Annotated in this window: 14 protein-coding genes; 7 read left to right on the top strand and 7 right to left on the bottom strand. The window is 54.6% G+C overall.

All coding sequences use genetic code 11. The annotated features are described in order from the left end of the window. Positions 1-352: 352 nt before the first annotated feature. On the bottom strand, positions 353-1,963 hold the full coding sequence (locus FF011L_RS25725; protein ID WP_218932895.1) for a C25 family cysteine peptidase: 1,611 nt from the start codon (positions 1,961-1,963) through the stop codon (positions 353-355). Positions 1,964-2,256: 293 nt separating this feature from the next. Between FF011L_RS25725 and FF011L_RS26640 the strand changes: the two genes are divergently transcribed. Both FF011L_RS26640 and FF011L_RS25720 read left to right on the top strand, forming a co-directional pair. Beyond that, on the top strand, positions 2,257-2,463 hold the full coding sequence (locus FF011L_RS26640) for a hypothetical protein (protein WP_218932894.1): 207 nt from the start codon (positions 2,257-2,259) through the stop codon (positions 2,461-2,463). 145 nt (positions 2,464-2,608) lie between these two features. Next, positions 2,609-3,838, top strand: a complete 1,230-nt coding sequence (locus tag FF011L_RS25720) for a GIY-YIG nuclease family protein (RefSeq protein ID WP_145354776.1) — start codon at positions 2,609-2,611, stop codon at positions 3,836-3,838. 27 nt (positions 3,839-3,865) lie between these two features. Here FF011L_RS25720 and FF011L_RS25715 read toward each other — a convergent pair whose 3' ends face one another. Together FF011L_RS25715 and FF011L_RS25710 are read right to left on the bottom strand one after the other, a co-directional pair. Beyond that, on the bottom strand, positions 3,866-5,779 hold the full coding sequence (locus FF011L_RS25715) for a DNA gyrase/topoisomerase IV subunit B (protein ID WP_145354775.1): 1,914 nt from the start codon (positions 5,777-5,779) through the stop codon (positions 3,866-3,868). A gap of 243 nt (positions 5,780-6,022) precedes the next feature. Next, positions 6,023-8,494 (bottom strand): DNA gyrase/topoisomerase IV subunit A, encoded by a 2,472-nt coding sequence (locus FF011L_RS25710; protein ID WP_145354774.1) that lies wholly within the window; start codon positions 8,492-8,494, stop codon positions 6,023-6,025. Between the two features lie 331 nt (positions 8,495-8,825). Here FF011L_RS25710 and FF011L_RS25705 point away from each other — a divergent pair, with 331 nt between their 5' ends. The 5 genes from FF011L_RS25705 (at position 8,826) to corA (ending at position 13,667) form a co-directional block, all read left to right on the top strand. Further along, positions 8,826-9,332, top strand: a complete 507-nt coding sequence (locus FF011L_RS25705; protein WP_145354773.1) for a hypothetical protein — start codon at positions 8,826-8,828, stop codon at positions 9,330-9,332. 34 nt (positions 9,333-9,366) lie between these two features. Next, positions 9,367-9,744 carry a hypothetical protein gene (locus FF011L_RS25700; RefSeq protein ID WP_145354772.1) on the top strand — a complete coding sequence of 126 codons (378 nt, stop codon included), beginning with the start codon at positions 9,367-9,369 and terminating at the stop codon, positions 9,742-9,744. Positions 9,745-9,783: 39 nt separating this feature from the next. Continuing rightward, positions 9,784-10,785: a porphobilinogen synthase gene (hemB, locus tag FF011L_RS25695; protein WP_246109631.1), complete on the top strand. Its 1,002-nt coding sequence runs from the start codon at positions 9,784-9,786 to the stop codon at positions 10,783-10,785. 86 nt (positions 10,786-10,871) lie between these two features. Then, on the top strand, positions 10,872-12,320 hold the full coding sequence (locus FF011L_RS25690) for a sulfatase family protein (protein WP_145354771.1): 1,449 nt from the start codon (positions 10,872-10,874) through the stop codon (positions 12,318-12,320). A 117-nt stretch (positions 12,321-12,437) separates the two neighbouring features. Continuing rightward, positions 12,438-13,667 carry a magnesium/cobalt transporter CorA gene (gene corA, locus FF011L_RS25685; RefSeq protein WP_145354770.1) on the top strand — a complete coding sequence of 410 codons (1,230 nt, stop codon included), beginning with the start codon at positions 12,438-12,440 and terminating at the stop codon, positions 13,665-13,667. 57 nt (positions 13,668-13,724) lie between these two features. On the opposite strand, the gene FF011L_RS25680 is transcribed toward corA, so the two are convergent. From FF011L_RS25680 to FF011L_RS26635, 4 genes are all read right to left on the bottom strand, one after another. Then, complete coding sequence (locus tag FF011L_RS25680) at positions 13,725-14,585, bottom strand: polysaccharide biosynthesis/export family protein (RefSeq protein WP_145354769.1); 861 nt, start codon at positions 14,583-14,585, stop codon at positions 13,725-13,727. 8 nt (positions 14,586-14,593) lie between these two features. Next, a complete protein-coding gene (locus FF011L_RS25675) occupies positions 14,594-18,439 on the bottom strand; it encodes an AsmA family protein (protein ID WP_145354768.1) in 3,846 nt (1,281 codons plus the stop codon). 260 nt (positions 18,440-18,699) lie between these two features. Further along, a complete protein-coding gene (locus FF011L_RS25670) occupies positions 18,700-19,701 on the bottom strand; it encodes a DUF1559 domain-containing protein (RefSeq protein WP_218932893.1) in 1,002 nt (333 codons plus the stop codon). Positions 19,702-19,835: 134 nt separating this feature from the next. After that, the gene (locus FF011L_RS26635; RefSeq protein ID WP_218932892.1) at positions 19,836-20,003 is read right to left on the bottom strand and encodes a hypothetical protein; all 168 of its coding nucleotides are present in this window, start codon (positions 20,001-20,003) and stop codon (positions 19,836-19,838) included. Between the last annotated feature and the right edge of the window lie 114 nt (positions 20,004-20,117).

Genomic DNA, 20,117 nt, shown 5'->3' with positions numbered 1-20,117 from the left:
GTTTTCGAGTGAGGTACCACCGTCTGGCGACGGTAGCTACGGCAGTGACGCCGCTGCGCTCGCCAGAGCGTGGACAATCCGGCAGTACGCCATGAATCGATTTCACGTCCCCCGCGAAAGGCGACATTCAATAAGTGCCGGTTTCCGAGTGAGGTTGCAATTCAGTGACGCGACTAGTGTCGTTCAGACAAGAATGCAGCAAGAACTACCGTCTGGCGACGGTAGCAATGGCAGTGACGCCGCTATGCTCGCCGGAGCGTGGACAGACCGGCAACACGTTTCGAATCGATTTCATGTTCGCCCGCGGAAGAAGCTTGACGAGAGCGTTCTTTTGCGAACAGGTGGATGTCGATCATTCAGAAGTGATCAAGACACGGACATCGCCGATGGCAAAGGCGCTGCTTTCTTTCACGGCACCAATGACGTGTAAAGTTCCGGTTAAGGTTGCCAGTGTTGGTAGTTGCATGCTGAAAGGCTGTTTCGCTTTGACGATCACTTGGTCGCGTGCAACTTCGGTTGAATTAGCAAGTTGATGTCGATCTTCCAGCGGGGTTCCAGCCGGCAAGCTGCCGATGGCGCGATGGAGTGAAAGGGTTAGGGTCCCGTCGATCGGCGAGGTTCCCGTAATCGTGATGGGATTTCCCGCCGGGACGTTGCCTGCCACATTCAGCGGCAACTTTTGTGGCTGGAGCAACCGCAATGTGGGGTCGCCCAGAAGGTTGTACAGCTGCATGTGTTCGCGGCGTTCGGCTGGCAAATTGGCGGCTGTGGGGCTGATCAATGTTGCCAAAGTGTCGATCATGGTTCGACGTTTTTTAAGTTCTGGATTGGCTTCGGATGCGGTGGCGACTTCGCGGAGGGCGGTTCGCCAAGCGTCACCAAGACGGGGTGCGTGGTCCTCGTAGACGGCTCGGATTAGGCCTGTGGCAACGACCGCATTTCCGTAGGGTAGGGTGACACGTGATCCAGCGACCACGGCGATCGGGCCATGGGGCGTTCGTAACATTTGTTCGGCCAAGCAGTCTTCGTTTGCGTCGAAGGCGCCGGTGTAGCAGGCGAACATCAAGGCGATGGGCGGAGGCGAATTGGTTAGCTGTAAACCATCGACGTTATGGTTTGCCAGTACAGGACGGCCGGCAGCCGTCGCAGGGACGCGGTCTAATTCCGTGACCCAGCCGTGCCCCGCGTAAACCCAGAATCGGTTCCCCTGTGAGTACTGCTTGAGAACCGCTTCTTGGAAACGGTTCAGACCCGGATTGAAGGGGCTGGTGGGGCTGGCATAAGTCACCTGAGTATGTGTCCAGGCTGGCATCGAACTGGTGACCATTCCTCGGGTGACCGATTCGATCGCTGTGTCGGCTAGGAATCCAAACCCGCCAACGCCTGCGGTCAACTGCACGCGTTGCCACCAAGGTCCAAATTCACTTTCATCTTCATAGTGAATGATGCGATCGATATAGGTCGTTAACTGTCTAGCGGAATCGATCGGAATGCGGCCGACCGCGGCGTCCGGAAATCCGTCGTTGTCGAAGTCACCATAAAACGTGTCGCCCGGCAGCATGGGCGTCGTCTTCCAGGCGGCGGTGACGGTGGCCGGTTCTTGCAGCGTCGGAACTTCGTATTTCGGGTCGCTGCCGGTGGTGGCATCACGGAGAGAACAGTCTCCAACCAAAATGACATATCGGGTCGTATCCAGATCCGCAACGGCCTGGATCGATTTGGCCAAGTCCGCAGATGAGGCCTGGCTGGGAATGACCTGGACGCGAAGTCCCTCGGCCTGTCGTCGCTGGACCAATGGTTGAATCGCTTCCTGGAAGGACGTCGGGCAAACCACGATGACGTTGGCAGGAAGGGCTTGTTGGTTCGCTTGAACCGTGGCGCAGACGTTCAGGCAAAGCGTAAAAATTCCACCCAGCAGTAATGCTTGCAGACAAGGCTGGAGCGACCTTGGGACAGAAAACATTGGCGATCCGAGGCGGGAAGTAAAGAAAGTTGCACAATCCATTGTGAATTCATTCTATCAGGCGGTTTCCATTCGAGTCACGATCAATGTGGTTTTGTCTTGCCTCGTTTCTGAGAAGCTGCGTATAAGTCGATGACCTTCGCCGGTGGTGACATCGGCTTCGCTCCTGCGGGAGCTCTTTTCTTCTTATCTTTAAAACGACCTCTGGAAATCGGACGAATCCTTCGTCGAATGCTAGCCGCTGGGTTGGCAGGGCATTGGTCGTTTTCGATTCTGGGGGTGGAGGCAATCCGATGATGTATCGAATCATGCGCTGGAATCCAAAGCAAATCGTACAGGGCTTGTTGAGGGGGGTAACGAACCACTTGGTCGTTATGCTGGCGTCGTTGGCGGTCGTTTCTACCTGGGTTTGCATTGCTTATCGGGCCGCCAGGGAACGTGGCAGTTCTGGCGAACGGCGAGGGGTTCCGGTGCCGGGCGGAGTCGATTGGATGGTCTAGAGGGGCGATTTGATTATCAGCCGCGGTGCATTCGCACGCGGTTTTTTAGGGACGGGGGTGGTCAGCCGTGGTATTATTAAGTTCAGGGTTTCGCTAACGGGGTGGCGAATCGTCGATTCTTTCTGGATGAAAATACGGAGCTTGCATGGATGCGATTTGGGGGGAAGATCACCCGCTGGATGATTTTGGAGTCGATCCCTTTCATCCGTTCACCAATCCTCGTCCGTTGACCCGAGTGGGCGGCCGTTCGAAAAACGATCTGCATGCGGAGATCCGTACAACGTGTCCCAAGGTCCCTGGCATCTACGGAATGCTAGACCGACGTGGACGCTTGATCTATGTCGGCAAATCGAAAGCGCTCAGGTCTCGTCTGCTTAGCTACTTCAGCGACGCCAATGCGGAAGAGAAGGCGGGTCGAATCATTGCGGCAACCCGAGCTATTCAGTGGGAGACGCAGCCGAGCGAGTTTGCGGCCCTTCTCCGTGAACAACATTTGATTCGGACGTTGACGCCACGCTGGAATGTTCAGGAAATTCCGAAGCGGCAGCGACCCGTCTATTTATGTTTGGGACGATCGCCCGCGCCAACATTCTTTTTGTCGCGACTGCCGCCGAAAAACGTGATCGCTTGCGAAGGGCCTTTTCATGGCGCCGGACGAATGAATCAAGCGGTCGACGCGCTGAATAGCTTTTTCAAATTGCGAGATTGTAGTAGCCAGCAAACGATGCACTTTGCCGAGCAGTTGTCGCTGTTTCAGCTAGAGCATCGGCCGGGATGCCTACGCATGGAGATCGGAACCTGCTTGGGGCCCTGTGCTGCGGCTTGTACATCCGACCAATACGATCAACAGGTGATGGCCGCGAAGAGTTTTTTGGATGGGTTCAATGATGAGATCCTGATTGAACTTCAGGAGACCATGGAATTGGCTGCGGAGCGACGTCAGTATGAACTGGCGCTTCATGCTCGTGAACGATTCAAGGTTATCGAATTCTTGTATCGTCGCTTGACCTACCTGGCGAATGTCCGCCAGACCTATTCCTTCATTTATGCCGTGCCTGGATTTGATGGCTGTGCGATCTGGTATTTGATCCGCAACGGTGAAATCGCCGGCCGGATGATCGCTCCGAAATGCAAAGATACCTACGCCGCAGCAAAACCCGAATTGAAACACTGGACGATGCTTTTGGAAAGTCCTGAAGTCGGCTCGTCCAACAACGCGGTGCATGGTGAATACCCGCATACGCTGTCGCTGATATCGCGATGGTTTCGCAAACGCAAAACCGATCTACAGCAAACGTTTTTGCCAAGTCAAGCTGGGCGAAAGTATCGCAGCCAAGTAAGTAACCCCAGGCACTACGGGACGGTTGTGAAATAGGTGACGTTCTTTACACCTTGTTCACGTCTACACGTCCAGTACTTCGACTTCGTCGGCGCGGTCCATGATGAAGTGGAACCTTGCGGATGCGTCCCGTCCCATCAAATCGCTGATGACTCGATCGGTTTCCAAATGGTCATCGATTTCGACTTTTAGCAGCCGCCTGGTGGCCGGGTTTAACGTGGTGTCCCAGAGAACCTTAGGCATCATTTCCCCCAGGCCTTTAAAGCGAGTGATCTCGGGGAGAGATCGGCCGGTATATTCTGCCAAGATGCGATCGCGATCGGCTTCGTCTGCTGCCCAAAAGGTTTCTTTGCCCAGATCGATTCGGTATAGGGGCGGTTGAGCGATGAAAAGCCGCCCGTCGCTGATTAACTGTGGGATGTGCCGGTAGAAAAATGTTAGCAGGAGGGTCGTGATATGGTGCCCGTCGGAGTCCGCATCGGCCAGCAGGATGACCCGATCGTAGCGGAGGTTGGCGAGGTCGACATTTCCTCCGATTCCGCATCCAATCGCGGTCAGCATGTCCTGGATTTCTTTGTTCTCCAGCATCTTTTTGACCGTTGCGCATTCGGTATTCAGAACCTTTCCACGCAGTGGCAGGATGGCTTGGCAATTGCGGTCCCGTCCTTGTTTTGCACTCCCACCTGCCGAGTCACCTTCGACGATGAAGAGTTCCGATTCGCCTCGGCCGCCCGATACGCAATCGCTCAGTTTGCCTGGCAGCATCGTCCGTTTTGAACCACCTTTCCGTGAAATCGCATCGGAAGCCGCTCGCGATGCGGCTCGGGCTCTTGCTGCGGCAATGATCCGCGCGACGATGAAGTCGGCAACCGAGCGGTTGTTGTTCATCCATTGTTCAAGGGCAGGGCGTACCGCCCCCTCGACAAGCGGTTGGACTTCGGGGTTGTTCAGACGGTCTTTGGTCTGCCCTTGGAACTGTGGTTCGGCGGTAAAGATCGAAACGATGGCAACCATTCCTTCGCGGATATCTTCGTGGGATATCTTCAGTCCGCGCGGGGTTAGGTTGTGGGTGTCGATGTAGTTGCGGACTCCCTTGGTTAGTCCGCCACGGAATCCTGTTTCGTGGGAGCCACCGCTGGCCGTGGGGATCCCGTTGACATAAGAGCGAACGTGTTCATCGGTCGATTCGGTCCACTGCAGAACCACCTCTAGGCGGTCGCTGTTGTCTTCGCGAAGGATGAATGGGGATTCATGAATCGGTTTGGCGGAGCGTTCTTTGAGGACTTGAGCCAGGTAGTCGACGATCCCTTGCTCGTGCTGAAAGGTTTCCGTCGTTCCCTGAACTTCATCGACGTAGGTGACCTTCAGATTGCGATGGATAAAGCTGGCCGTTTCCAATCGAGTGCGAATGGTTGCACTGTCGAAATCGGTTTTAGGAAAGATCGTGGGGTCGGGAGAAAACGTGATCGTCGTTCCCGTTCCGCGAACCGCTCCCTTTAGTTTCTGAAGTTTGGTCTGAGGGATCCCCTTGGCAAATTGCATTCGATATTGAATGCCATCCCGTTTGACAACGGCAACCATTTCTTTGGAAAGAGCGTTAACAACCGAAGCCCCTACGCCATGCAGACCGCCGGAGGTTTTGTAGTTGTTGCCGTCAAACTTGCCCCCTGCGTGGAGGACTGTAAGGACCATCTCCAAAGCAGGTTTTTTGGTTTTGGGATGTTTGTCGACGGGGATTCCGCGACCATTATCGCTGACGGAAACCGATTGTCCGTCTTTATGCAGAGTGACCTTGATTTCGCTGGCATGCCCATTCATCGCTTCGTCGACGCTATTGTCAACGATTTCCCAAACCAAGTGGTGCAAACCTGCCGCGCTGACGCCACCGATGTACATCCCCGGACGTTTACGTACCGGGTCTAGCCCTTCCAGGGCGACGATATCTTTGGCGCTATATTCCTTGGCGACAGTGCTCACAGCGGGGCTCGTTGAATGCGAGGAAAAAAACGTGTGCGTGGGGTTCGTCTGCAGTCATTCCTCGACTCTCCTTGAAGGGAAAGAGCGAGGGCTGCTATGTCTATCGTTCGGGGGTAGCCCCCGGTTCGTTCAGTGCATCCTGAGAACCGTGGGCTAATGCCTAAACGACTGATCAATCATCCGTGCTAGCGTCTGGCCGCCAACAGGGCGGATGAAAAATCAATACGAAGATTTAATCGTTCATCACTCAAGCGTCTCGGGTGCGGCTGGGGGATCGACGACGATTTCGGCAATCTTTCCATTCTTTTGGATCTCGGTTCCTCTTCCGCCACGTGATGTGACTCGGTATTTGGCAGTCGAGATCGTCTTTTTTGCCCCACGGTTGGTCTGGACGACCATCAAATCACGGTCTCCTGTAGAGGCCTTAAACCCTAGCAGGCGATCTTCTTTACCCAAGCGTACCAGTAAAACTCCCTTGCCCGGGCCCGATAGATAGTTCACCTCTTCGGCCGGGCAGACCATCGCTCGACAGTTTTCACTGACGGAAAGAATGGTTTCGGTCCCGTGGATGGGGACGACGTCAATCACATGGGACCCTGCGGCTGGGCGGGCATATCGCCGCCCATTACGGGTTGAGGGGTCCAGGTAACCGGCCAGCCCGAACCGGAGGGCATAGCCATTGCTGGTTGCCGCAAACGCATGCGTTTCGGGGCAGTGGTCGGGATACTTGGGATCGTCGTGGATGTTGCCGATCACCCGTGGATCAAGCGAAAGGGCGGCGATGATCTGTTCGCCATCCTTCAGTTTGAACAGTTTTTGGATCGGTTCTCCGAATCCAGTGGAGGCAGGAATGTCCGCCATTCGAGCGGTATAACAAACCCCCAGCGAAGAGAAAAACGCGATCGTTTCTCGCGTCGAACCCGCGACGCACGTCAAGACATTGTCGCCGCTGCGGAGACGGCTCTTATTGGGGTCTGCGATCTGTTTTTGACGTTTCACCCAGCCATCGGTCGTGATCAGAATGTGGCATTCTTCGGCAACGATAAAGTCTTCTTCGTTGTATTCGATCTCTTCGGTCAACGGAGCGATGATCGATCGACGACGACCTGCTTGGTCAGTGGCATAGGTTTCGCGAATGTGCTGGATTTCTTCTCGCACGATTTGCCAGCGGCCCGACGCATTGGTGTCCGCGGTATCTTCCTTCAGCAGTTTGCGGATCTCTCGAGCTCGTTTTTCTTTTTCTTTCAGTTCCTTGATGACCACGTTGATTTCCAACTTGGCCAGTCGGTAAAGACGCAGTTCAAGGATCGCGTCGGTTTGCTCCGCGTCCAAGCCGCCCGTCTCGGCGGGGTATTTGGTCATGATTTTTTCCGCAGCATCCGCTTTCCCATCGCTGGCACGGATGATCCGGATGATTTCGTCCAGGACGTCAAAAACGAATGCCAATCCGTTCAGGATATGGATCCGTTTCTCGAGAGCACGAAGCTCGTTTGTCAGTCGCGCGGTGACAACATCCAAACGGAAATGCAGGAAGTGCCAGAGAATTTCCTTCAGGCCCAGTCGCGCCGGCGCGCTGGTTTCAGGATTCTCGTTGGGGACCAGACAGGTCAGGTTGACGTGGAAATTGCTTTGCAGAGGGGTGTGCTTGAACAGGTAAGCCAGGACTTTGTCAGCATCGGCGTTTGGTTTCAGGACGATGTCGACACGGATTTCGTCGGTCGATAGATCGCGTACTTCTTCCACCAAAGGAAGTTTGCCGCTGTAAACCAGTTCGGATATCCGCTCCACCATCGCCGCTTTATTCACTCCATAAGGAATGGAGGTGATCTGCAACACGTTTGCCGAGGCAGCGGAAGCTTTGCTTCCGCGTTTCGGTTTGGGTGGTTCGACTAGGATCGAAGTCCCCCGAAGTTTGATCGTCCCTTGACCGGTTGCATAGATTTCGCGGAGCTCTTCCTTGCTGTTGATGATCTGCCCCCCGGTCGGGAAGTCCGGGCCTTGCACCGCGTCATTGGCAACAAGTTGGTACTCTTTGATCTCTGGGTCTTTGAGTAGTTTCAGGAGGGCGTGACAGACCTCTTTCAGATTGTGAGGGGGGATGTTCGTCGCCATGCCGACAGCGATTCCCGTCGCTCCGTTGACCAGCAGGTTGGGCATTCGGCTGGGCAGGACGACCGGTTCCTCACGCGTTCCGTCATAGTTGGGACGAAAGGCAACCGTTTTGGTGGAAAGGTCTGCTAGCAGTTCTGCCGAAATCGCGGTCATTCGACATTCGGTGTAACGCATCGCAGCCGCGTTGTCGCCGTCGACCGAACCGAAGTTGCCGCTGCCGTCGACCAACGGCATCCGCAGCGCAAATGGCTGAGCCATCCGCACCAAGGCCTCGTAGATCGAACTGTCGCCGTGCGGATGGTAGTTACTCATCGCATCCCCGACGACCTTCGCACACTTACGGTGCTTGGCGGTGGAGGACAGATTTAGCTGGTTCATCGCATACAAAATGCGGCGTTGAACCGGTTTCAGTCCATCGCGGACATCTGGCAGCGCCCGGCTAGTGATTACCGAAAGTGAGTAATTCAGATAGCGTGACTGGGCCGCGGCTCGTAGCGGAATCGGAATTAAGCGGTCCTCTGCCGATTCTGTCGGTAAGTCCGGTTCGCCCGATTTTCGGTTTCGGTTCGATCGTGTACCTGATGTTGAACGCCGTTTCGCCACGCAAACTACCCTGTTTCAGTTGGATGCAACTTCGATGACTCGCATCCAAGTTCTTCGTCATGATGCACCCTGTTATCTTGCCTAAAGTCTCGGGATTGTACCGATTAGCTCTGTTTTATCCCAGGTGTCAATATGGATAGACCAGGCAATATCCGGGCAAAGGGAGGATTTGGTAAATAAAGATTGGGCTGGGGGGCATTGAATCGCCGAATTATCCCAATACTGGACCTAGACTAGGGTGATGGATTGCCTTGGCGGGTATGGAATTCCTAGCTGGGAAACCGTCGCAGCTTATTAAGTTGTTCGAATTCGGAAATTAAGGACGTTCGTCATGCGTATGCAGATCAAATTAGCCGTCGCCGCTATGGCCGTTGGAGTTGGGTTCGTTTCCGCTGGTGTGGCGTCCGCACAGCAGGGTAGTTACATCGTTAACTCCCAGGTCATCTCCGACGAAGTCGTGGGTGGCAGCGGTATCGGTGGAGCGGTTGTGAGTGATGGTTCCGGGGAGGTCTGTGAAAACTGCCAAGCGGGGGCCGTTGGTCAGCGCGGGTATGGTCGGCCCGACCTGTTTTACAACAACTACACCCAAGGGTACGGCAACAGCGTCAACGCTCAGATGTACGTTGCTCCGCTGCCGGTTCCGGCGCACGTCGGGCATACCTACTACACGTATCAGCCATTTATGCCGCAAGAAATGTTATACGCGCATAAAGACAAATTTCATAACTATTATGACAATGGTCGCGGTTTGAACCGCACCAAAGCGACTTACTACTACCCGCCAGTTCGTCAGACAGCCAGCAATTTCTACTGGAACGTTTTACGGATCCCGCGTTAATTCTATTCCCTGTCTGAGACCTGAGGAGAGACCTATGATTTGTCGAGTGATTTGTGTTGCCGTGGTGGTGATTGGTGCGTTGGCGTTGGATCTTCAGCCAGCAGAGGCAGGCGGTCCGTTTGGGTTTGCGAATCGCCGCGCCCAGAACGCTCCTGTCGAACAACCCTGGCACGCTGGTTACCAGAACATCCAATACGGTCAGCCAATCGGATTGGTCGTTCCTCCGACAGTTAAAATGCGTCAGACTTACAGCTGGGGTGTTAGCCAGAACCTGATGTACCCGGTGACGCAGCAGTATGGGCGTAACAACCCTGGCTACGGCTACGCTCCGGGGACTGGTTTCCGCCACACCCCGAATTGGCCAAGCCATACGGATCAGTTTGGCGTGCATTACGTCCGAGCCCCTTGGTAACGAAGACGTTATCGGTTTTCACGGAATGGATGAGCATCCATGTTTGATACACCACGCGGTGATTTTCCAGCGACGCGAATGCGTCGTTTGCGCCGGCACGATTGGTCGCGAAGATTGATTCGTGAAAATCATTTGGCAGTGGACGATCTGATCTGGCCAATCTTTGTGATTGACCGACCGCAGTCCGAACCGATTGTCAGCATGCCTGGCGTCGAACGGTTGCCGATCGATCAGGTCCGCCGAGCCGCTGCCGAGGCTGCGGAACTTGGGATTCCGGTCCTAGCTCTTTTTCCCGCGACCGACAGCGCATTGAAAACCGAGGATGCCGCCGAGGCGGTCAACCCTGAAAACTTGGTCTGCCGGACCGTCCGAGCGGTAAAAGAAGAGGTGGGCGACGCGGTGGGAGTCTTGTGCGACGTTGCACTCGATCCCTACAGCAGTCACGGCCAGGACGGGCTTGTTCGCAACGGTTATGTGACAAACGACCTGACCGTTGAAATGTTATGCCAACAGTCTCTCATCCAAGTCGAAGCGGGCTGCGATATCGTGGCTCCGAGTGACATGATGGATGGACGGATCGGAGCGATCCGAAATACGTTGGATGAAAATGGGCACGTCCAGGTCCATGTCATGGCTTACGCCGCCAAGTACGCGAGCGCCTTCTACGGGCCCTTTCGGGATGCGGTTGGCTCTTCTGGAAATCTAGCCGGTGGGGACAAAAAAACCTATCAGCAAGATCCCGCCAATACGAACGAGGCCATGCACGAAGTCGCTTTAGATCTTCGCGAAGGGGCCGACAGCGTGATGGTCAAACCGGGCATGCCCTACCTGGATATTGTTCGCCGAGTCAAAGATCAGTTCTCTGTTCCTACGTTCGCTTATCAGGTCAGCGGTGAATACGCGATGCTGAATGCGGCGGCGCAGATGGGATGGCTGGATCGCGAGCAGGTGATGCTGGAAAGTCTATTAGCTTTCAAACGCGCCGGTGCCGACGGGATTCTGACTTATTTCGCACGCGATGTCGCTCGGTTACTTGGCTAGCGGGAATCGATATCGCCTGCTGATTTTGGCTATGATGGGAAGGACCGCGCAAAAGGTTTTTTTCTTTCTCATCAAGTTGGCGAAGCATGATTTCGATTGAATTTGGTTCTCGTTTCTATCGACTGTTTTTCAGTCTGGTGGCGATTTCGGTTTTTAGTCATTCCGCCTCTGCCGACGATCGCCGTCCCAATGTGTTGACAGTCTTTATCGATGATATGGGCTGGTCGGACCTATCCTGTTTTGGTGGGACGGTTACCGAGACAAAACAGATCGATCAGTTGGCAAGCGAAGGTCTTCGCTTTACGAATTTCTATGTCAATTCTCCGATCTGTTCGCCCTCTCGAGTCGCCCTTACCACAGGGCAGTACCCACAGCGTTGGCGAATCAGTTCCTATTTGGCTAGGCGGGAAGCAAACCGCAAGCGGGGAATGGACCAGTGGCTTGATCCGAGTGCACCATCGTTGCCAAGGGAACTGCAAAAAGCAGGGTACGCAACCGGCCATTTTGGAAAGTGGCATATGGGGGGACAGCGGGATGTCGGTGAGGCTCCTCTGATTTCAGAATATGGCTTTGATGCCAGCCTGACGAATTTTGAAGGCTTGGGGCCTCGAGTGCTTCCCTTGAAGGATGCCTACGATGGCAAGCCGCCGGCGCCCCATGATTTGGGGTCCGCCAACCTGGGGAGGGGACCGATTCGCTGGGAAGATCGCAGCCAGGTAACGGCCGCGTTTGTAACCGACGCGTTGGAATTTATCGATCAAGCGGAAGCGGATGGTAAACCCTTCTTCGTCAACCTGTGGCCCGATGATGTTCATTCTCCTTTTTTTCCGCCAGCCGATTTGCGAGCGGAGACCGATCAATCGAAACGGGCTTTGTACTACGCTGTCCTTGAAGCGATGGACACGCAGCTTGGGAAGTTGTTCGAACGAATTCGCAGTGATGAAAAATTGCGAGACAACACGATCATCCTGATCGCTTCGGACAATGGTCCCGAAGAAGGAGTCGGCGCTTGCACGCCCCTGCGGGGATTTAAGACGTTGCTGTATGAAGGTGGCGTTCGATCGCCTTTGATTGTTTGGGCACCTGGTTGGTTGGCCGCTGGAAAGGAAGGGACCACCAATTCAGATTCCATTTTGTCGGCCCTGGATTTGAATCGTTCGCTGTACGCGTTGACATCGGTTTCCCCGCCCGAAGCGATCGACCTGGATGGCGAGGATTTGTCGGGGACTTTACTGGGGAATGATCAAGCCTCTCGAATCGAACCCTTGTTTTGGCGACGGCCGCCCGATCGACCAGGCACGAAAGAGGACCCGAATCCCGATCTTGCCGTCCGAGATGGTCGTTGGAAGTTTTATGTGAACTACGATGGTTCGGCCCCGCAGTTGTTTGATCTGGACCGGGATGTTGAAGAAACGAATAGCGTCGCTGTTCAGAACCCGGAACAGGTGGAGCGTTTGCAAAAGTTGGTGATGGAGTGGAATCAAACGCTTCCGGTCGATGCGGGGGACCAACAACGTTTTACGAACGAACGCTGAACCGGATCGTGTCCCCTTTGGCGGAGCGATTTGAATTGCCCGCTATAGCAATCTTAAAAAACACGAAGCCTTTATCGAGCGGTCTGGGCCGCTTCGCTACCCGCAAGGAAGTTAAGCGTGGCAGAATCATCCTCCCGAGATAACGCCGAAGAGGAACTGGAACAGGAACTCGATTCCGTTTTGGCTGAAAATCATGGTAGGCAAAAACGTCATAAGCGATTTCGCAGTCGTTTCTATCGCCCATTTCGACGGCGTTCCAAGGTAGGGGCAGCACCGGGGCAGGTTTCGGCCGACACGTCGGCCGAAACGACCTTCATTCAGCGCGTGATCTATAACCAAGAAACTTTTATCGAAGAGGCCGAGGTTGATCTGTCCACTTTGGGGGACCTTGCCGCCATCGATGCCGGCCTAGATTCGCTGCCAGTCGCCGCGGAAGGCGATTTGCCCGTCGTCCAGTGGATCAATGTGTTTGGGTTGGCAGACATGACGGCCCTTAAACATTTAGCGGAGCATTTTGGTCTGCATCCGTTAACCTTGGAGGATATTGTTCAAACCCATCAGCGGCCAAAATTTGAAGTGACCGATGGCGTTTTGTCGGTGATCATGCATCGCACCGACCAGAAGATTCCCTTCCACTATGAACAGGTTTCCTTTGTGATTTCGGGGAATACGCTGATCTCATTTCAAGAGAAAGCGGAGGATTCTTTTGGAGCCGTTTCGCGGCGATTAAAGCGTGGCAATGGTAGGATCCGAGAATCGGGCGTCGACTATTTGCTTTACTGCTTGGTGGATACCGTCATCGATGGCTACTTCCCGTTACTGGAGGCCTACGGTCGGTCGTTAGAGCAGTTGGAAGAGGATGTGTCGGACGACCCCAGCGGTCAGGATCAAATTCGAATTCGCATGTTCAAGCGAGAGTTGGCTGCGATTCGTAAAACCAGCTGGTCGCAGAGAGATTTGATTCAACGATTGATGGTCGAGAAAACGCCATACATTACGCAGGAGACTCAGATCTTTCTTCGTGATTCACATGATCATATTCTTCACATCGTTGACGTGACCGAATCATTTCGAGAGGTCGTAAACGATTTGCGAGACTTGTACTTCACAAAACTAAGTCAACGCACCAACGACATCATGCAGGTCTTGACGATCATCTCGACCATTTTCATGCCGATGTCGTTTATCGCTGGCGTCTACGGAATGAATTTCAACACGGCCGATTCGCCTTACAACATGCCCGAAACGGCCTGGGAATTCGGGTATCCATTTGCACTCGCGCTAATGGGTTTGTCTGCGGTAGGAATGCTGTTGTTTTTCCTCCGGCGTGGTTGGCTGCGTCGCTGAAAAGCGGGGATTGTCGTCTTTCGCTCCGCGAAAGGCGACACTAACGACCGCTCCGCACTAATCTTCTAACTGGTATTCCGAACAATGCGGGCAGCTCTTTTCGCTGCTGGAGACACTTTGTTTGATGTCTTCCCAGAGGCTTAGGCTGGGAACGTAGATTCGGTCACCCGGGCGCAGTTGGTAGTTCGTTGAAACATCGCCCATCTGTAAAACTTGGCGGTAGCAAACCGGAAGGATGATTCGTGGCTGGCCCGCAGGTTGCGGACGGGTAAGGATGATTTTGTGATCGTTGGCTCGGTCCGATAGGCCCCCGGCGGCGATCAATGCGTCCAGTACCGTTTCATGTCCCACCAAAGGATAAGAACCGGGGGCGTTCACTTCGCCCATCACATAGAACATCGCACTCTCTTGATTGACCAAGCGAACCGTCACCCCGTAGTCGATGCTGGGATCGAGTGCTCCCGCTTGCCCGGTGTGGGAAGCCAGGCCAATTCCTTCTTGCTGTTTGCGAGCGATGTGTTCGGTGATCACATGTTGAACGCGGTTTTGAATTTCAGCAGGAGGCAGCCCGGCGACCTGCATCCGCCCGTACGCTCCCAGTTCGATGGTCCCGTCTTGTTGGACCGTTTGGTCGCTGGACAACCGAATGGGAGAATTGAAATCGTTTGGTTCGATGACCAGGACGTCTCCTGCTTCCACCGGGTGCGGGGGAAGTGGCACCTTGGCCAGTTCCGTAGCGATCCCTTGGGGGTGGCCTTGTTGCTGTCGCAAGGCAACGGCATCGGACATGATCGTGTTGGAACCGGCGGAGATCGGCAGCCCAAGCGAGGCGGCCGTCCGGCAGCCAAAAAAGACGGTCCCGCTCAGTAGCAACATGGCTAGCAGCATCAGTGGCTGGTTAGGTTTACTTTGATTCATAACACTGTTTATCTTTTGCGTTGAGGTTGCGATTGCCTTTCGGCAAGATCCGCGACCGCAGATCCAAGACTGTTTTTAAGGAAGAACTGAACGGCACTTTGACTTAACTGTTTGCCCGGCTGCAAGCGAATCGTCGGGCGTGCGGCGATCCCTCCGACGTGGGCGTGGATGACACGGTCTTTTAGTAAATCGTTGGCTTTGGCAACCAGCGCAACCGGAGCTGGGGCTGCCAACATTAAAGGGGAATCGGCTAGCGAAAGAAGCGAATCGGCCGGGCCCGTTTGCTGGGTGCTAACGGTGACATCAAGATCCAGTTTCCCCGTCATCGATGCGTTTCCGTCTAGCAAGACTTGCACGTTGCTTTGCGATATCGCCAGTTGACCGATATGGACCATGCCGTTTGAAAAACGTCCGTAAACGTAACCATTCCCGTCGTCTTTCATTGCCATCGGAGACAAACTGATCGAGGAGGGTAATTGATTCAGCACCGGCATTTCCAGTGATTTTGCCTGCGAGATGCTGATGTCGAAGTTGCCGACCAGTTGCTCGATCGATCGAGCTCGTTTTGCTTGGACAAAGACTTCTCCATCCAAGACACCCGCACCCAACGATTTACCACGTAGCAACTTGGATGTGTCGATCTTTTGCAGGCGGATGGTTGTGGTTGTGTTCATGTGACGGCTGCCATCGCCGCTACTCGCGATGCGGATTTTTCCGCCACCGGTGTCGATGACTCCGGAACGACATTGCCAACGGGCTAGTCCCGATCGAGGGCTAAAAGACCAGTCGATCGGTAAACGAGCTTCGCGGGCCAAGACGCCGGAGGCGACTATGTTGTCGGCCGTCAGGTCCAGTTTTCCACTCAAGACTCCAGCGGCTCGCCCACTCAATCGCATCGATCCGGATCCGGAAATGTCCTGACCCGTTAGCGGCTGCAGCAGACGTCTAAGGTTCACTCGCTGCGCGGCAAATTCAAATCTGCCGGTCGGAATCGCCGAGAGCGCAAACTCTGCGGTTCCCGACAGTCTGCCGTCCGCTAGTTGCCCATCGACCGATTGCAATTCGATACGGTCGGAGTGGAGTCGAAGGGTGCCGGTAATCCGGTCGGACAGACGAGCATGTTTCCAGCGAAGGTTTTCGACGCTTCCCGAAGCGGTGCAGTACAGTCCCGCTGCGATGGTCGATGGATCGCGAATGCACTCTGTTTCCAGCGATCCACGAAGGGGGATTTTCTGTGAGTTTTGCCCGGCAAGCTTCAGCAGGGTGTCGATGTTCACCCCCGTCAACTTGGCTCGACCTGTAATCGGTAGCTTCTCGAATTTCGGGTCCGCATCTTGCAAAAACGTAACGACGGTTGGAAGGTCTCCTCCGCCTTGCGCGTGGTACGTGCCGTGCAGAATCGAACCGTTTGACTTCGCCGTCAACGCACCCTGGCTAATTTCCAGAGTGGTTTCACCGATGTCGATCGGAGCTTGCTGAACGGAAAGGCCACGGCTTCGCACCCATGCCGATCCTGTCAGAGCGTTCAGGCTAGAGAGCGAGGTGATCTGTAGGCCGCCGTCAAGTTTGCCGGTCGAGGCGATCGGCTGTTTGCCAAGCCCAATCAAACGGGGAACGGAGACGTCGTTGAATTCGCCTTCCAGAATCGTTTGTGTCCAATCCAGTTCTTTGGCGGTCGCAGTCATGCGATAACGGCCGCCCAGAAAATCCGCGGACGAACTGGTTAGCGAAAATTTTTCAAGGTCCGCGTTCCAGTCAAGTTTTGCATTGCCGATCCGAGTGTGCGCATAATGGGCCTCTTGCAAAAACGCGGTTCCCCCCGCGGTGAATTGGAGGGGAGCACTTTGCAATTGAAATCCACCCTCGATGGTTGCAATGCCGTCGGCCAGTAAAGGGGCGTTTGAAAAACGTTCCGCCAAGCGTGCGACATCGGTCAACCGGATGGGCGATGCGTTCAGTTTTCCCTGCAGGTGAAGTTGTTTGTCTAGATTCCCTGTCGCAGAAATTCGGAATTCACTCTCACGCCAAATGACAAGCATTTCAGGAAGCGTGATCTGCCCGTCGCGAAGGTCACAGCGAGCCTTGAAATCGTTGATCCGTTCGCCCGCAAGGATCAAATTGTTAGACTGGATGGTCGTTGCTGCCAGCCAACGCTTGGGGTCGGCCATGTCCTTGATTTTGCAGCCCGCTTGCGCCGTTGCTGTAAAGGATCCAGAACTATCGGTCGAGGGAAGTTGCAGTTGTTTGCCAAACGTTTGGGTGGGCGTGAATTGGAAAACCGACTGTACCTGAAGAGGACTGGAACGCACCAATTGGGTGGACCCTGTTGTCAGCCACTGTAAGACCGGTTGATGGTCTGCATCCCGGACCGTTCCCCCTGTTGTTTGCAGTGCGACTTGACCGTCTTTCACCTGTAGTTCGGCCGTTGTGTCGTCGATCTGAAAATCATCGATAGTAAGGCCGACCGTATGCACCTTGGCGGTCGCTTGGATTGAATCGGGAGCGGGCAAGCGGTCTAGCGACGCACTGTAATTCGCTTCAACACGGACTTGCCCCATCGTCGATGGCGACTGCAGGTTATAACGCTGCCCCACGTCCGCTAATTGAATTCCCGAAGTGGTCACTCTGCCAGAAACAGATCCTGACAGTGGAGGCTGGGCGGACGGCGACCAAGATCCCTCAGCGGTCAGGTGATGGATCACATCTCCGATAGGAATGTTCTCGGCGGTTAAATCCGATGCCGTCGTTGTTGAATCGAGCTGGAATCGTAGTCGCTGGTTGTCCCAGTCGGCTGTCCCGGTTGCCGCAAGATTGGCCGCGGCTGTAAACGGAGGCAGGTCGGGAATCAATGCCCGCAGCGGTTCCAGTCGATGGTCATCGAGGTTGGCTTTGAAGTGAGCCGCAAGCGGATGCTGGTTCAGGTCTCCACTCGCTTCCAGGTTCAGATTCCCCTCAAGAGGATTGCCAACGACGGATATTCGGCTGACACCCTGGTCACAGGAGGCGGTCAAGACAATCTGATCGGCGAGCGTTCCGACGCTTTCGGAATGCAAGTCCTGGAGAACGCCTCGCAGTTGGAGCGAATGTTTTAAATGTTTTAGAGGGTCAAAGGTGTTGGCTGGATGTTTGATCTGAAGGGTCAGGTCTGCATTGCCCGTGATCTGTTCTTGTTCAACCGCCGAGGGCACAAGCGGCATTTGTGCAAGGTTCTTGCTGTCCAAGGAAATCTTGTGGACGTCCAGGCGACTGGTTCCCGCAAACGTATCCGCCGACAGTTGCGAGTGGAATTCGATCGATCCTTTCAACAGTTTGGGGACCAGGCAACGGAATTCAATTTGATCGGTGAAGTGGCCCGTTACGGCGACGTCGGCGATTTCGAAACTTGGTTTGCCCGTTTGATGGATGACCAATTTTGCATCCCGAATGGCCAGCGATCCAATGGGGATTTGCAGCGGGTCGGGATTCGGTTCGCTTTCGCCGCCAGAGGGGAATTGGCTGATCAGTTTGCCGTCGGCATCAAAGCGAACATGAAGCGTTGGCTGATCGATCACCAAGTGGCTGGCCCAGACGCCTTTTCGAATCCCTGTCCAAGGAGTCAGTTCAACGGCAACCTTATCAATGTGGGCTTGTTGGGTTTCTGCTAGCCGAGGTTCCAGCAGTTCGATCCCCGACACGCTGACCGACATCCAGCCAATATCGACCGCCTCAATTTTTAGTTCCGTTTCCAAAAAGGAGGAGCCAATTTTTATCGCGGTGAAGCGAGCCAGTGGATTGCGCAGCAGCAACCCCAAAAGCAATACAGCTAGCAAAAGACTCCCATAACGGGTCTTTTTATTGGCAAAAACGTGAAACAATCAGCGAATCCTTTCGCAATTTCTCTTCACCGCGCCGGCTTCCGTCCTTGGAAGTTGGGGAGTGCGGTTTTCACGTTGGGCATAGTCCGCGTGCCCCTGATCCGTCAAGATCGTCCGCGGCAGGAATTTTGCCTAACCACCAAATGGGGCCAGAGTAAGAAGCGAATCAAGTAGGGGATTCGGACCGCTGGAGCGACGAAGACAGGATGTCCTGCTTCGCCGTTCCTTTTAACATTAGCTAGCCTGGAAGGGAGCGTTGGTTACTCGTTAAGAGGCTGCCCATCGGATTTGGCGATCAGTCGTTCCCAGAGGGTGTCGACGCGAGCACGCGCGGCGCGGTCGCGGTTTCCCGATGCGTCGGTTTGGACACCTTGGTCATTGAAGTAGGATTCGATCGTTTCGGTAATCAACGAAACGCTACCGTCGGCTCGGCAGAACTGTGTCCCGCCAGGGTGCATGCTGGAAAACGCGTTGGCGCCACGCATGCTGACTTCGTTCACGTAAATCTTGCCTGTTTGGTCGGTGCCATGCAGGTTCGATTTGTAAACGCCTAAAGCGACCTGATAGCCCCAACGCCAGTCGGACGCATGCCCTGGGACATTTCCCCAGACGTGGGCCGAACCCGAAATGAGGACGTTTCCGCTAGCGTCACGGAACTGCCAGCCACGTTCGCCGACCATTACCGTATTGCTGGTGCCGTCTTGAATGTCCGCCATTCGCGTGCCCCGGTTTTCGATAAAGATCCCCCCCTGTGTGGGATCTCCGTCCTTGTCCCAGTAGTCGCTGTTGTGGGTTCCAACGTAACTGGACGTCGACATTCGTTGGCTGCGGATGGCTAGCCAATTGTTGGTTGCTGGTGCGACGTCGGAGGGACAACGAAAGCTAGAAATGGGAGTTTGAAGCGCGACCAAGAGGGCGGGGATGTTGGCGGCCGTATGGATGTTGGTGTCTCCATAAGAAGCAGCATCTTGGACGTTCTTCTGTTCCATGAATCCAAGGATCGATGCGGACCAGCCCCATGCATAGCGTGCATCTCCGGATCCATTTGGCAGGATCCAGCCAGGAGGGAAACTGCCCATGGTGTCGTGGTAGTTGTGCAGTGCGATCCCGATCTGTTTCAGGTTGTTGCCGCAGGACATGCGGCGAGCCGCTTCACGGGCTGATTGAACGGCGGGGAGCAAAAGCCCAACCAAGACACCGATGATCGCGATCACGACTAGCAGTTCGACAAGCGTGAACGCACTTCGTTTAGGGGAGTGCATAGGGGAGCTCCAAAGCAGGGTTTGAGCCGTGGTCATCGAACCGACGACAAAAGAAATAGCTCTGAGGGCCTAAACGACCATCAGAGCGAAATGATTATTAAGAACAGGTGAGCAACGCAGTGAAGACGCGTCGGTTACGGATTTTCTGGATCGTTGGTGGTTGCTGCATCGGCTGCAGGGGCGTCTTCATCGGTCGCCATCATCGGGGTCTCTTCTTCGCTAAGTTGACTCGAGCAACCTGACAAGCAGAGAGGGCAGAGGATTAACGACGACAACAACATCAACTGAAAGAACGATTTCATCGGGGGGGCTCATTGGTGGGCACTAGGCGGGGAGTCGCGGAGTTAGGTGAATCAGAGACCTCTAACTGCTATTTTAGGGTAATCCACCGATCCCACAATGAAAAGTGGTGTTTT

This window comes from Roseimaritima multifibrata, from assembly GCF_007741495.1.
In the GTDB taxonomy this organism is placed as follows: domain Bacteria; phylum Planctomycetota; class Planctomycetia; order Pirellulales; family Pirellulaceae; genus Roseimaritima; species Roseimaritima multifibrata.
The sequence above is the reverse complement of the archived record's forward strand: the minus strand, read 5'-3'. Positions and strand labels throughout refer to the sequence as shown.

What these genes read in the sequence shown, in the direction of transcription:
- FF011L_RS25725 (WP_218932895.1), bottom strand. Translation starts at nt 1,963, where the DNA reads ATGTTTTCTGTCCCAAGGTCGCTCCAGCCTTGTCTGCAAGCATTACTG.
- FF011L_RS26640 (WP_218932894.1), top strand. Translation starts at nt 2,257, where the DNA reads ATGATGTATCGAATCATGCGCTGGAATCCAAAGCAAATCGTACAGGGC.
- FF011L_RS25720 (WP_145354776.1), top strand. Translation starts at nt 2,609, where the DNA reads ATGGATGCGATTTGGGGGGAAGATCACCCGCTGGATGATTTTGGAGTC.
- FF011L_RS25705 (WP_145354773.1), top strand. Translation starts at nt 8,826, where the DNA reads ATGCGTATGCAGATCAAATTAGCCGTCGCCGCTATGGCCGTTGGAGTT.
- FF011L_RS25700 (WP_145354772.1), top strand. Translation starts at nt 9,367, where the DNA reads ATGATTTGTCGAGTGATTTGTGTTGCCGTGGTGGTGATTGGTGCGTTG.
- hemB (WP_246109631.1), top strand. Translation starts at nt 9,784, where the DNA reads ATGTTTGATACACCACGCGGTGATTTTCCAGCGACGCGAATGCGTCGT.
- FF011L_RS25690 (WP_145354771.1), top strand. Translation starts at nt 10,872, where the DNA reads ATGATTTCGATTGAATTTGGTTCTCGTTTCTATCGACTGTTTTTCAGT.
- FF011L_RS25680 (WP_145354769.1), bottom strand. Translation starts at nt 14,585, where the DNA reads ATGAATCAAAGTAAACCTAACCAGCCACTGATGCTGCTAGCCATGTTG.
- FF011L_RS25670 (WP_218932893.1), bottom strand. Translation starts at nt 19,701, where the DNA reads ATGCACTCCCCTAAACGAAGTGCGTTCACGCTTGTCGAACTGCTAGTC.
- FF011L_RS26635 (WP_218932892.1), bottom strand. Translation starts at nt 20,003, where the DNA reads ATGAAATCGTTCTTTCAGTTGATGTTGTTGTCGTCGTTAATCCTCTGC.